The 11614-nt window shown below is 71.0% G+C and carries 13 protein-coding genes; 7 read left to right on the forward strand and 6 right to left on the reverse strand.

Features of this window, described 5'->3' with window-relative positions; translation table 11 throughout:
- Window positions 1-706 precede the first annotated feature (706 nt).
- The 3 genes from ABTY20_RS20745 (at window position 707) to ABTY20_RS20755 (ending at window position 3038) form a co-directional block, all read left to right on the forward strand.
- On the forward strand, window positions 707-1462 hold the full coding sequence (locus ABTY20_RS20745) for a GOLPH3/VPS74 family protein (protein WP_351998482.1): 756 nt from the start codon (window positions 707-709) through the stop codon (window positions 1460-1462).
- Between the two features lie 299 nt (window positions 1463-1761).
- Window positions 1762-2619 (forward strand): helix-turn-helix domain-containing protein, encoded by an 858-nt coding sequence (locus ABTY20_RS20750; protein ID WP_351998483.1) that lies wholly within the window; start codon window positions 1762-1764, stop codon window positions 2617-2619.
- A 227-nt stretch (window positions 2620-2846) separates the two neighbouring features.
- Window positions 2847-3038: a DUF397 domain-containing protein gene (locus ABTY20_RS20755; RefSeq protein ID WP_351998484.1), complete on the forward strand. Its 192-nt coding sequence runs from the start codon at window positions 2847-2849 to the stop codon at window positions 3036-3038.
- A gap of 178 nt (window positions 3039-3216) precedes the next feature.
- Here ABTY20_RS20755 and ABTY20_RS20760 read toward each other — a convergent pair whose 3' ends face one another.
- A complete protein-coding gene (locus ABTY20_RS20760; protein ID WP_351998485.1) occupies window positions 3217-3726 on the reverse strand; it encodes a glutathione peroxidase in 510 nt (169 codons plus the stop codon).
- Window positions 3727-4005: 279 nt separating this feature from the next.
- On the opposite strand from ABTY20_RS20760, the gene ABTY20_RS20765 reads away from it, so the two are divergent.
- Complete coding sequence (locus tag ABTY20_RS20765; protein ID WP_351998486.1) at window positions 4006-4608, forward strand: TetR/AcrR family transcriptional regulator; 603 nt, start codon at window positions 4006-4008, stop codon at window positions 4606-4608.
- 204 nt (window positions 4609-4812) lie between these two features.
- On the opposite strand, the gene ABTY20_RS20770 is transcribed toward ABTY20_RS20765, so the two are convergent.
- Both ABTY20_RS20770 and ABTY20_RS20775 read right to left on the reverse strand, forming a co-directional pair.
- Window positions 4813-5385: a nuclear transport factor 2 family protein gene (locus tag ABTY20_RS20770; RefSeq protein ID WP_351998487.1), complete on the reverse strand. Its 573-nt coding sequence runs from the start codon at window positions 5383-5385 to the stop codon at window positions 4813-4815.
- Window positions 5386-5903: 518 nt separating this feature from the next.
- Complete coding sequence (locus tag ABTY20_RS20775) at window positions 5904-6188, reverse strand: DUF4190 domain-containing protein (RefSeq protein ID WP_351998488.1); 285 nt, start codon at window positions 6186-6188, stop codon at window positions 5904-5906.
- 218 nt (window positions 6189-6406) lie between these two features.
- Between ABTY20_RS20775 and ABTY20_RS20780 the strand changes: the two genes are divergently transcribed.
- Window positions 6407-6796 (forward strand): hypothetical protein, encoded by a 390-nt coding sequence (locus ABTY20_RS20780; protein ID WP_351998489.1) that lies wholly within the window; start codon window positions 6407-6409, stop codon window positions 6794-6796.
- 102 nt (window positions 6797-6898) lie between these two features.
- Window positions 6899-7765, forward strand: a complete 867-nt coding sequence (locus ABTY20_RS20785) for an AraC family transcriptional regulator (protein WP_351998490.1) — start codon at window positions 6899-6901, stop codon at window positions 7763-7765.
- Between the two features lie 111 nt (window positions 7766-7876).
- Here the strand turns inward: ABTY20_RS20785 and ABTY20_RS20790 are convergent, their stop codons facing one another.
- The gene (locus ABTY20_RS20790; RefSeq protein ID WP_351998491.1) at window positions 7877-9205 is read right to left on the reverse strand and encodes a hypothetical protein; all 1329 of its coding nucleotides are present in this window, start codon (window positions 9203-9205) and stop codon (window positions 7877-7879) included.
- Between the two features lie 276 nt (window positions 9206-9481).
- Here ABTY20_RS20790 and ABTY20_RS20795 point away from each other — a divergent pair, with 276 nt between their 5' ends.
- Window positions 9482-10153 carry an enoyl-CoA hydratase-related protein gene (locus ABTY20_RS20795; protein WP_351998492.1) on the forward strand — a complete coding sequence of 224 codons (672 nt, stop codon included), beginning with the start codon at window positions 9482-9484 and terminating at the stop codon, window positions 10151-10153.
- Between the two features lie 170 nt (window positions 10154-10323).
- On the opposite strand, the gene ABTY20_RS20800 is transcribed toward ABTY20_RS20795, so the two are convergent.
- Together ABTY20_RS20800 and ABTY20_RS20805 are read right to left on the reverse strand one after the other, a co-directional pair.
- Window positions 10324-10698: a hypothetical protein gene (locus tag ABTY20_RS20800; protein WP_351998493.1), complete on the reverse strand. Its 375-nt coding sequence runs from the start codon at window positions 10696-10698 to the stop codon at window positions 10324-10326.
- On the reverse strand, window positions 10695-11614 hold a 920-nt coding region (locus ABTY20_RS20805), incomplete at its 5' end, for a tetratricopeptide repeat protein (protein ID WP_351998494.1). The genes ABTY20_RS20800 and ABTY20_RS20805, both read right to left, overlap by 4 nt.

The following is an 11614-nucleotide window of genomic DNA, read 5'->3' on the forward strand; positions in this document are numbered from 1 at the left end:
GCCTCACTTGATGAACGCGGTGGATCTGGAGAGACCAACGTGTTGCGTTTAGCCAAACAATACAGCGATGACGCCCAGGTTTGTCACCGTTTGGCCGGAGGCTTCCTCCCGCCGCCCGGCGGCAGCCGGCCGGCCCGGGACGTCCCCGGCGTCGGCAGCGGCGCCCTCGGAGCCGTCCCCGGGCTCCTCCGGGTCCTCGTCCGGGTCCGCCGAGCGGACCCACGCGGCCACCGCCTCACGCAGGCGGCCGGACTCCTCGCCCTCGCCGGAGGGCGTCTCCCCGCGTGCCGACAGCACGCGGGTGGCCGTGTCGGTGTTCCCACGGCCCTCCGGGGACCCGGAGGACCCGGCCTCACGGGCCACCGTCAACCGGGGATCCCGCTTCCCGGGAACCGGGCCCCCACTCCCCGACGTCGCTTCTTCCGACGACTCGCGCTGCTTCGACCTGTCGGGGGACTCGCCCGCCACCGATGCCTCCTCCATGCGCCGCACGCCCCGCGTGCGCCAACCGAACCGTGAACCGCCCGCCGCGACAACGCTCCGCAGCGTTGTCCGAACCATGTACCAGTGTCCTGTGTTGCGGGCCTGCCCCACGTGGTAGACGAGAACGACATAGCCACTGGTTCCACTACGAACCGGTCACGCACCCTCGACAAGCCAATGTGAGAGGGGTCACCCTGTCATTCATCCACGCGGGGAGGCATGGATGGGCAGGAGCCGCAGAACACTTCCGGAGGAGCTTCTGCTGCTGGCACTGGACCCGGCCACGGGTACCACTGCGCAGCCGCAGTCGCTCGACCTGGGTCTGGCCGGAGCGCAGCTAGTGGAGCTGGCGCTGGCCGGACGGATAGCCCCAGACGGGGATCGTATCGCCGTGGTGGTGCCACGGCCGACTGGAGACCCAACACTGGACTGCGCGTTGGAGCTGCTGCGAAGGCGCGGCGCTCCGGTGCGGGCGGTCCACTGGATCGGCGGGCCGCGTCTCGGGCTGCGCCAGACCTACCTCTCGCATCTGGAGCGGTGCGGCATGGTGCACGCCGTGGCCGGACAGATGTGCGGGGTGCTGCCGACGACTCGCTACCAGGCGACGGACACCGAGATCAGCCGGGAGATCAGGGCCCGGCTGGACTCCGCGATCCGCACCGGGGTCCCGCCGGACCCGCGGACCGCGGCGCTCGCCGCACTGGCGCACGCGGTCGGCCTCGGCAAGCACCTGTACCCGGGGAACGAGGGACGCTCCTCGCGTTCCCGGTTGCGGGACCTGATCCGGCACGACCCGATGGGCGGCCTCGTCGCGCACGCCGTGATGGACGTCCAGAACGGCGTGGCGGTCCAGCCGCGCCGCAGCCCCGCTCCGGCAGGCCGACAGGCCCCCGCCGGCGGCCGGGGCGCACCGGAACCCGCCCGAGGCGTTCCGGCGCAACCGCACCACGGATCCATGGCACGCGCCGTGGCCCACTGAGCCGTACGTCCCCGGGCGGGCGGCACGGCACGGCCGACGGATCCGCGGTACCGAAAGACCCGGTCACGGGAGCCGCAGTCCGAACGGGGCGGGGAGAACACACGGGTTCTCCCCGCCCCGCTCGGCGTACCCGCGGCCGGTGCCCCTTACCTCACCCTCCGTCATCCTGCGGTGGGGTGGCGCGCATCCGTCGTATATCCACCATTTTCCAGCGGCGGGAAGCGCCTTGGTGGCAGTCTGCACCCCAGCAGACACACGAAGTGGCAAGTACGAGGCACGCAGCCGGAGGTGCACGTCCCGTGGCGTCCAATGTCAATCCCACCGTCAGGCGACGCCGGCTGGGCCAGGAGCTGCGCCGGCTCCGCGAGGTCAAGGGCATGACCGCCGAGGAGGTGGCGGAGCGGCTGCTGGTGTCGCAGTCGAAGATCAGCCGTCTGGAGAACGGCAGGCGCAGCATCAGCCAGCGTGACGTCCGCGATCTGTGCGGCGTCTACGAGGTGGAGGACCAGCGGGTCGTCGAGTCGCTGATGCAGATGGCCAAGGACTCGCGCCAGCAGGGCTGGTGGCACGCCTTCGGCGACATCCCGTACAGCGTCTACATCGGTCTGGAGACGGACGCGGAGTCGCTCCGCGTCTACGAGCCGCAGATCATCACCGGCCTGCTGCAGACCCGCGCGTACGCCGAGGCGATCGTCCAGGGCGGCTCGCCGGAGTCGTCCGAGCAGGACAACGACAAGCGGGTCGAGGTCCGGCTGCGCCGGCAGGGCCGGATCACCGCCGAGAAGGACCCGCTGCGGCTGTGGGTGGTGCTGGACGAGGCGGCGCTGCACCGGGTCGTCGGGAGCCGGCAGGTGATGCGGGAACAGCTGGAGCACGTCATGGAGATGTCCCAGCTGCCGCACGTCACCGTGCAGGTGCTGCCGTTCGAGGTCGGCGCGCACGCCGGCATCAACGGCCAGTACTCGATCCTGGAGTTCGCCGACGCGGCCGACTCCAGCGTCGTCTACATCGAGGGCGTCACCAGCGACCTGTACCTGGAGAAGCCGCACGACGTGCAGAAGTACACGGTGATGTACGAGCACCTGCGGGCCCAGTCGCTGAACGTGGAACAGTCCCGGCAGCGCATCGAGCGGCTGGCGAAGGAGTACGCACGCTGAGCTCCGACCCGAGGGGTGGCGGGATGCTACACCACTGGCATGCCGCTTTGGAAGACTCGCCTGGTATATGCCACCCGGTCGAGTGAATGGCCGCTTCGAAGGAAGAGGTGGGCGGGTAGCGTCGATCACGCCAACCACCAGCGAGGGTTGGCGAAATCCGTTCTGCGGGTCCATGCCGGAACGCGCAGGCCGGTGACAGCAACTCGGCATCTGGCTACGGAGCGAACATGGCAATTCGTCTGGGCGCCACGGAAACGTGGACGACGTCCTCCCACACCAACAACAACGGCGCGTGCGTGATGGTCAGGTCGACCACCGAGGCGGCGCTGGAGCTCGGGGACACCAAGGTCCCCGAGGGTCCGAAGCTGGCCTTTCCCGCGGACGCGTGGAGCGCTTTCGTGGCCTCGGTCAAGAGCTGACCGGCCAGGCGGCCGCCCACCGGGCGGTCACCGGACCTCCGCGCACCGCCCGCAGGGCCCTCTCGACCAGTTCGCCGTCCTAGCCGAGAGGGTTCGGCCCGTACCCTCTCGGCAGGGGCGGCTCCTCCGTCCGGCGACGGACGCGCCCCCTGCTCCAGGGCAGGGGGCGGGGCAGGGGTCAGCCGAGCGCCTTCTCCACCGCCGCCACGACCTGAGCGGACTCCGGCTCGGTCTGCGGCGAGAACCGGGCGACGACCTCGCCGTCCCGGCCGATCAGGAACTTCTCGAAGTTCCAGCGGATGTCCCCGGTGTGCCCCTCGGCATCGGCGAAGCCGACCAGGCGCTCGTACAGGGCGTGCCGTCCGTCCCCGTTGACCTCGACCTTCTCGGTCATCGGGAAGGTCACCCCGTACGTCGCCGAACAGAACTCGGCGATCTCCTCCGCGCTGCCCGGCTCCTGTCCGAGGAACTGGTTGCAGGGCACGCCGAGCACGGTGAAGCCCTGCTCCGCGTACCGCTCGTGCAGCCGCTCCAGACCGGCGTACTGCGGGGTCAGCCCGCACTTGGAGGCCACGTTCACCACGAGCACGGCCCGCCCCGCGTACTGGGCGAGGTCGGCGGAGCCGCCGTTCAGCGCGCCGATCTCGACGCCGAGGGGGGAGGAGCCGTCGTTCTCTGCAGTCGTCATGAAGGGGAGCCTAGTCCCACGGCGCCCGGCGGAATGGCGCCCCGGTCCCTTTGCCGCGCCGGGCGACGCCCCGGTGGTCACCCTTCCGCAGCGGCTGGTTCCGCAACCTCGGAAGCGGCGGGGTCCGCCCGGGGCGACGGTGCGTCCCGCGGAGCCGGTCGTGCCGCACACGGAGTGTTCCGCCGAGACCTCCTAACGTTGTTAGGATGGCTGTGCCGTGACGGTGCCGCCGACGCCGGCGGCTCGCGTCGAGGACATGCGGGAAGCGAGGGGCCGACGATGCCGACCAGCGCCAGACGGGCCCGCGAACGCGCGAACACCCGCGAACGAATCATCGAGGCCGCGTTGCACATCCTCGAGAACGAGGGTGTCACGGCGTTGACGATCCGGCGCATAGCGACCGCCGTCGAATACTCCGCCCCCGTCGTCTACCAGCACTTCGCCAACAAGGAAGCGCTCGTGCTGGAGCTCGTCGCTCACGGCCACCGCCTGATGACGGCCGAGCTGCGGCAGGCCGCGGAGGAACCCGACGTCGACCGGCGCTTCCTGCTGCTCGCGGCCGAGAGCGTCCGGTTCGCCGGCGAGCACCCGCACCTGTACCAGGTGATGAACGACAGCACCGTCGACGCGGATGAGCGCTTGCGCGCGGCGGCCCCCGCGATCGGCCTCCTGAGGGAACTCCTCACCACGTGGTCGGACGCCCATGACGTGGCCCTGGCCGATTTCGACGAAGCCTGCGACATCATTTGGGGCACGCTGTCCGGCCTGGCGGCGCTCGGCCGCATCGGCACCGTCGGCAACGAGCGCGCCCAGCAGCTCGCCCGGAAGGCGATGCACACACTGCTCCGCGGCTGGCGGGCGGACCTCCCGGTGAACGCGTAGGCACCGAAACGACCCGGGTCCGGTTCGGTTTCCGCGAACCGGGCCGGGCCCCGTCGCCGGCCCGTCCGCCGGTGCTGCCCGGCCCCGGTGGAGATCAACCGCTGGAACCGGACCGGGGCGGGACGACTGCCGCCCGCGACGGCGGCCACCTCGCGCCGAGCCCGCCGCCCCGCGGGGGCGGGACGGCGGGCTCGGCGGGCGGCATCAGCTGCCGGGCGGGGTCCAGTCCGCGGGCAGGCCGGAATCGCTCAGGATCTCGGTCCGGTTGTAGTAGTCACTGCTCGACCGGATCAGGTTGCCGCGCAACCGCAGCACGGTCACGACCGGGACTGCGAACGGACGGGGCGCACCGGCGATGTGGCCGCTGAACACCCCCTCGACCACGACCCCGTCCCGCCCGCGGAACCCGCCGGTCGTCTCGAGCCGGAGATCCTCGATGAGCTGATGGGACCCGGTTTCCCACTCCTCGACCCCCTCAGGGCCGCGGAACACCAGGTTGAGGGCGCGGTCGGTGTAGACCGCGTCCTTGGTGTACAGACGGGCGAGATCGTGGGTGTCGCCCGTCGCCCACGCGGCGGCCCAGCGCCGCCCGATCTCCGGCACCCGCTCCTTCTCGTGCTTCGCCGCGTCCACGACCTGCCGCGTCCCGGCCTGTGCGGCCCGCTGACCGGGCGACGCCTCGGAAGAGGCCGCGGGTCCGGCACCGACCGTGCCGGCCATCAGAGCCGCCGCGGCCACCACGACGGCGAGGCCGGGAACGAAAGTACGCGTACGCATGTGAGTCTCCTTGCCCTGAGACGGCGCGACACCGGTCCGCACCGCACAGAACTAACGGCGTTAGAATTTCTAACGTCGTTAGCGTAAGAGCGCCGGACCACGCCGTCAAGGCGGGCCGCACCCGAGCGAGGCGCCGGAACCCGGCACGACCGCCGCCGGCCACCGGCAGGGGTTGGCCGGTCAGGGGCAACGGCAGGCAGGGGGCGACTCCGGGCGGCGGTCACGGCATCCGCTCCGTGCCCGCGACCCCGTCCCGCGACGGGCGCACCGCCGCCCGGTCCCGCCGAGGCCCTCGTCGACGTGGGCCCGGCCGGTACCACCGGCGCTTGCGCCAACGTGCCCTGCTCGTTCCGGGCGCCCTCGGCACCGAATGGGGCGACCTCTTGGATCAATTAGCTCTTGTGCGGCGGAAGTCGACGAACACCGGAGCACCGCACCGGCGCTCCCTTCCGCTTTCGCGCCGGAGCGGGCCGGCCCACCCCGGGACCGACCCGCCCTCCCACCCGCCGACGGGGGCGTCAGCCGCCCACGTACCAGCTGAACCCGCCGTTGTTCGCGGCGACGAGCAGCAGCACGAGCCACAGGACCACGTCGACGACGCCGAGGACGATGCCGGCCTTCGCCATCCCGGAGCCGTTCCCGCCCGCCTGGCGGCGGGCGACGGCGCCGAAGATGATGGCCAGGGGGCCCAGGACCATGTTCAGGAAGAACAGTCCGACGACGCCGCAGGACAGGCTCGCTATCGCCAGGCCGTTGGTGCGCGAGCCGGAGGAAGCGGCGGAAGAGCTGCCGTAACTCGTCATTGGATACTCCCGGTTGTCGGTTGCACGGACCGAACGGGCCGCGATTTCCTTGCACTTGGCTTGTTCGTTCCGAATGCCCCCGCGCCGCGCTCCCATGTCAACCGGTTGTGCCGCCCGGGCCCTGCCGGACCCCGTCGATCCCCTCACGCACGGCGGCTCCGCCGTCGCCGCGAGGGCGGTGGTTCCCGGGAGGGACGACCGGCGGGCAGGATGGCCCCATGACGAAGCCGCTCGCCCAGAAGACCCGTCGCACGTCCTCCGGCTCGGTGCTGTCGTTGTGGTCGCAGGACTCCGTGCTGTCGATCGGCTCGGTGGGCTCGGTGCTGTCCGTGGGATCCGTCGGGTCGGCCCTGTCGGTCGGGTCGATCGGGAGCGCCCTGTCGGTCGCCTCGATCGGGAGCGCCCTGTCGGCCGGATCGATCGGGAGCGCCCTGTCGCTGGTCTCCGCCGGCTCATGGCTGAGCACGGGATCACTGTTCTCCGCGCGGTCCCGGTGGTCGGTGCTGTCCTGGCGTTCCACGCACGGCGTCCTGGCGGCGGGGGCGGTGGCCGGGGGCGCCCTGCTGCTGGCCCGGGCGCTGCACGGGACGGACACCGGCGCCACGTGACCCGGACCGTCCGTGGCCGGACCGGATCGGGCACGGAATGTCGGGTCGGGGAGGGGGCCCGCTCCCTAGCGTGGTGAGCGTCAAAGAGGAAGGGGACCGGGAGTGCTGGAGCGTCTCAACCAGGCCCTGGAACACATCGAGGGCCGTCTCGACCGGCAGATCGACGCGACCGGACTGGCCCGCGTCGCGGCCACCTCGGAGTACCACCTGCGCCGGATGTTCTCCGCGCTCGCGGGCATGCCGCTGTCGGAGTACGTACGGCGCCGCCGGCTCACGGTCGCGGGCGCCGAGGTGCTCGCGGGGCGGGAGACGCTGCTGGAGATCGCGGTGCGCTACGGCTACGGCTCGGGCGAGGCGTTCGCCCGGGCGTTCCGCGCCGTGCACGGCATCGGACCGGGCGAGGCACGCCGTACCGGCGCCGCACTCGTCTCCCAGCCCCGGTTGTCCTTCCGCCTCACCGTCGAAGGGAACAGCAGCATGCGCTACCGCGTGGTGGAACGGGCGGACTTCAGGGTCGTCGGGCTCAAGGCCCGGGTACCGCTGGTGCACAGCGGACCGAACCGGGCCATCGTCGACTTCGTCCGCGGGATCGACCCGCGGACGCGGGAACGCCTGGAGAAGCTCTCGGACCAGGAGCCGCGGGGCACCGTCGCGGTCTGCGACGACCTGGACCCGAGCCGCGCCGAGGGCACCGAACTCGACTACTACCACGGGGTGATCACGACAGCGGCCGCCCCCGAGGGCACCACGGAACTCGCCGTCCCGGCCGGCACCTGGGCGGTCTTCACCACCTCGGGACCGGCCCCGCAGGCCATCCAGGAGCTGTGGCGGGACGTCTTCACCCAGTGGTTCCCGTCCAACCCGTACCGCGGCCGCCCCGGCCCCGAGATCCTGCGCACCACCCTGTCCGCGGACGGGACCGAGGCCGACGCGGAACTGTGGCTCCCGGTGGAACGCGAATCCGCCTGAAGCCGGCTCGGGGGGAGTCCGCGCCACGGGGTCGATGCCGGGGCGGCGCAGGAGGCGGCGCCGGGCCCGCCCCGGGCCGGCTCCACGGCGTCGCCGATGCCGGCGTGGACGTCAGCGGCTCGCCTTCACGGTCTCCGACGTCGCCGCGCGGAACGACTCGGTCGCCTCGAAGTGGGCGCGGAAGTAACCGCGCCGCGCACCGGTGACGTCGGCCGAGAAGGCGTGGCCGCTCCCGGACCAGGTGGCCTCCGTCGTGAGCAGGTCCGTCCACCGCCTGCCGTCCCGCGAGTACTGGATGCGCACCGGGACGGTGGCGGGCGTCCAGCCGTCGGGGAAGTCCATCACACCCTCGACGCGCACACCGCGGTCCTGCGTACGGGTGGCCGAGAACGAGGTGAAGACCGAGGCGCGCAGAACGGTGATCCGGGCGCTGTTCGTGGAGGCGGGGGCGATGAACGGGTCGTCGCTGTGCGACGCCACGTGGAAGCTGCCGGTTTCCCACGGGGCGTGGGTGAAGGTGACCTCGCCGTCCTCGCCCGTCGTGAAGTAGCCGACGGTGTCGAACTGACCGCCGTTGGAGGGCTCGAAGAGCACTCCGCCGCTCTGTCCCCCGAAGGGCACCCATCCCTGCGGGGTCTCGCGCTCCAGCGTCGCCGCGAAGGTGACCTGCTGCCCGAAGTCGATCGTCCGGGCCCTGGCCGGCTCCTGGACGGTCCAGCGGGTGGCCACCTGCCGGACGTCGATCTGCGTGGACGGGGACTCGCCGTACACGACGTGGGGGTGTTCGTTGACGTGCCGGTACACGGCCTGGACCGGCACCGCGTCGTTCACGGTGACCGTGCCGGAGAAGTGTCCGTCGGCGTCGGTGCGGACGGTGTCCTCCGTCCAGTAGTCCACGGTGAGGTCCACCGGATGGTCCGCCAGCGGCTTCAGCTCGCGGGTCGCCGGCCACCGTCCCTTCAGGGTGCCGTCGACCCGCACCTGGCGGTGGTCGATGTCGATCTCCGAACGGTCGGTGCGCACGTCCTCGAACACCGCTGCGACGTAGTAGGCGAGGGAGCCGGCGGAGTTGTCGGTGGTGCGGTCGCCGTCGGCGTCCGTGGCCTCGACGCGGACGGTGTAGCTGCCCAGGTCGGCAAGGTCCAGGGGCTGCTTCGTGTGCCACACGCCGTTGTCCGGCGTACCGGAGACGAGGTCGAAGGCGTCGTTCTCCACGACGGCGACTTCCTGCTGTGTGGCCGCGGAGACTATGTGCGCCCTGATCTCCGTGATGTCGCTGTCGGAGGCGACACCGATCTGCAGGGTGCCGAGGTCGTCCGAGACGCTGCTCGCCCACCGGACGTCGGGGGCCTGCCCCTCCACGGCGTTCGCCGCCGGGGTGCCGGCCGTGAGAAGTGCGATGGTGCCCATGGTGGCCCAGGCCGCTCGTCTTGCGAACATCGATCCCCCAGGGTCGGGTGAAGAACCACGCCGTGATCCCCGCGTGCCCACGGAGGATGCTGCCGGCCGAACAGTCTTTCTATCGCACGGCCGTGACATCGCTCCCGTGTTTTTCCCGTGTGCCGGCCGGGCGGGGGCGACGCGCAGGTGCGGCGTGGTCGGGGGCCCGAACGCCGAAGCTCCGGGAAGCGCGCGCCCCGGGCTCACCCGTCTTGCGTGACCCACGCCGTGCCCCGTAAGTTACCGATGAGTAGACCGCTTGCCGAAGGAGCCGTCATGCCCTCGCTCGACCGTCAGGAAAACGTCTTCGTCCTCGACCTGGGGGACGGCGAGAACCGTTTCCACCCCGACTGGGTCGGCGCGGTCGGCGCCGCGCTCGACGAGGTGGAGAAGGCGGAGGGGCCCCGCGCCCTGGTCACCGCCGCCACCGGCAAGTTCTACTCCAACGGGCTCGACCTGGAGTGGCTGTCCGCCAACGCCGACCGGTACCACGACTACGTCGTCTCCGTGCACGAGCTGTTCGCGCGGATGCTGTCGCTGCCGGTCGTCACGGTGGCGGCGCTGCAGGGCCACACGTTCGCCGCCGGCGCGATGTTCTCCCTCGCCCACGACTTCCGCGTCATGCGCGCCGACCGCGGCTACTGGTGCCTGCCCGAAGCGGACATCGACATCCCCTTCACCCCCGGCATGGCCGCCCTCATCCAGTCCCGGCTGGCGCCGCAGACCGCGCACGAGGCCATGGTCACCGCCCGCCGCTACGGTGGTGCCGACGCCGCGGCCGCCGGCATCGTCGACCGGGCGGTCCCCGAGGAGGCCGTGCGCTCCACCGCCGTCGAGATCGCCCAGGCCCAGGTGAACAAGGCCGGCGCCACCCTCGGCACCATCAAGGCCCGCATGTACGCCCCGGTCCTGGCCACCCTGCGCGACACCACCGCCCCGCTGGGCTGACCGGCCCTTCGTCCTGTGTCCCGGCAGGACGCGGGCCTGCGACACCGGACATGTCGACCGCTGCACCTCCATGGCGTCCGGCATGCCTGCCGGCCGTCGTCCTCCCGCTGGGACAGGGCGGAGCCCCTGGGGGCGAGCCGGGTTCGGACCATCCGGCCGCGGCCGGAGCATCACCCTGTCGTCGGCTCGTCGGCGATGAGGTCCAGGAGCTGGTCGGGAGTGAGGGTGGCCAGGTCGACGGAGCGGTCCCCGCACACGAGCCGTGCCGCCCCCTGCTGTGTCCTGAGCTGTCGGGCGCGTTCGATGAGCTCGCCCGCACGGCGTCGTTTGCGGATACGGTCGGCGATGTCCGCGACGGCGAGCATGGCCGAGGGAACGGACACGATCAGGGATGTCACCGCGACGGGATCGACTCCCTTGGTCTCCGGACCGGGTGCGGGTCCCGGCGTCGATGCCGGTTCGGCCGGGTAACCCCAGCTTGCGGTCAACTCGCCGACGCTCTTCCTGGCTGCCTCGACGTCGACTCCGGCAAGCTCAATGATCATTTTCCCTCGTCCTCGTTGTCGATGGCGCTCAGCAGTTCGTCAAGCAGGTCAACGGCGTCCGTGAAATCGATGCCGGCGGCGGCTGCCCGGCTCATCTGCAACACCGTCCGCGCCGACTCGCGTTCACCCGCCGCCAGGAGAAATCTGCCCAGGTTGACCCCGACGACTGCGATGCCGTCCGGCTGTTTCAGCTTCAAGAAAAGTTGAAACGAGGTGATCATCCTGGACTGTGCCGCGTCGAAGTCCTGGCGACTCAGATCGATTTGCGCCAGATTCCAGGTGGTGATCGCGATGGCCGCCATGTCGCCCAGCTGCTTATTGGCTTCCAGGCACTTGAGGTGTAGTTCACGTGCTTCGTCGATCTCGCCGCGCTGTTCGTGGATGTCGGCGATCTTGCCCCAGGTGACCGCGGTGGAGCGGGTGTCACCGATGCGTTCGTACACGGGCAGGGCGACTTCGTGGTGGATGCGGAGTGCTTCGTCGGTCTCGCCGCGTTGCTGGAGGATGTCGGCGATCTTGCCCCAGGTGATCGCGGTGGAGCGGGTGTCACCGATGCGTTCGTACACGGGCAGGGTGACCTCGCGGCGGATGCGGAGTGCTTCGTCGGTCTCGCCGCGTTGCTGGAGGATGTCGGCGATCTTGCCCCAGGTGACCGCGGTCTCGTGCCTGGCACCGATGCGCTCGTACACGGGCAGGGTGACCTCGTGGTGGATGCGGAGTGCTTCGTCGGTCTCGCCGCGTTGCTGGAGGATGTCGGCGATCTTGCCCCAGGTGACCGCGGTCTCGCGGCTGGCACCGATGCGCTCGTACACGGGCAGTTCGACCTCGTGGTAGATGCGGAGCGCTTCGTCGGTCTCACCGCGCTGTTTGAGGATGTCGGCAATTCTCCCCCAGGTGATCGCGGCCTCCTGGGTGT

It is taken from the genome of Streptomyces sp. NPDC126497, assembly GCF_040302425.1.
Lineage (GTDB): Bacteria > Actinomycetota > Actinomycetes > Streptomycetales > Streptomycetaceae > Streptomyces.

What these genes read in the sequence shown, in the direction of transcription:
- ABTY20_RS20755 (WP_351998484.1), top strand. Translation starts at nt 2,847, where the DNA reads ATGGCAATTCGTCTGGGCGCCACGGAAACGTGGACGACGTCCTCCCAC.
- ABTY20_RS20795 (WP_351998492.1), top strand. Translation starts at nt 9,482, where the DNA reads ATGCCCTCGCTCGACCGTCAGGAAAACGTCTTCGTCCTCGACCTGGGG.
- ABTY20_RS20745 (WP_351998482.1), top strand. Translation starts at nt 707, where the DNA reads ATGGGCAGGAGCCGCAGAACACTTCCGGAGGAGCTTCTGCTGCTGGCA.
- ABTY20_RS20770 (WP_351998487.1), bottom strand. Translation starts at nt 5,385, where the DNA reads ATGCGTACGCGTACTTTCGTTCCCGGCCTCGCCGTCGTGGTGGCCGCG.
- ABTY20_RS20760 (WP_351998485.1), bottom strand. Translation starts at nt 3,726, where the DNA reads ATGACGACTGCAGAGAACGACGGCTCCTCCCCCCTCGGCGTCGAGATC.
- ABTY20_RS20800 (WP_351998493.1), bottom strand. Translation starts at nt 10,698, where the DNA reads ATGATCATTGAGCTTGCCGGAGTCGACGTCGAGGCAGCCAGGAAGAGC.
- ABTY20_RS20790 (WP_351998491.1), bottom strand. Translation starts at nt 9,205, where the DNA reads ATGTTCGCAAGACGAGCGGCCTGGGCCACCATGGGCACCATCGCACTT.
- ABTY20_RS20775 (WP_351998488.1), bottom strand. Translation starts at nt 6,188, where the DNA reads ATGACGAGTTACGGCAGCTCTTCCGCCGCTTCCTCCGGCTCGCGCACC.
- ABTY20_RS20780 (WP_351998489.1), top strand. Translation starts at nt 6,407, where the DNA reads ATGACGAAGCCGCTCGCCCAGAAGACCCGTCGCACGTCCTCCGGCTCG.
- ABTY20_RS20765 (WP_351998486.1), top strand. Translation starts at nt 4,006, where the DNA reads ATGCCGACCAGCGCCAGACGGGCCCGCGAACGCGCGAACACCCGCGAA.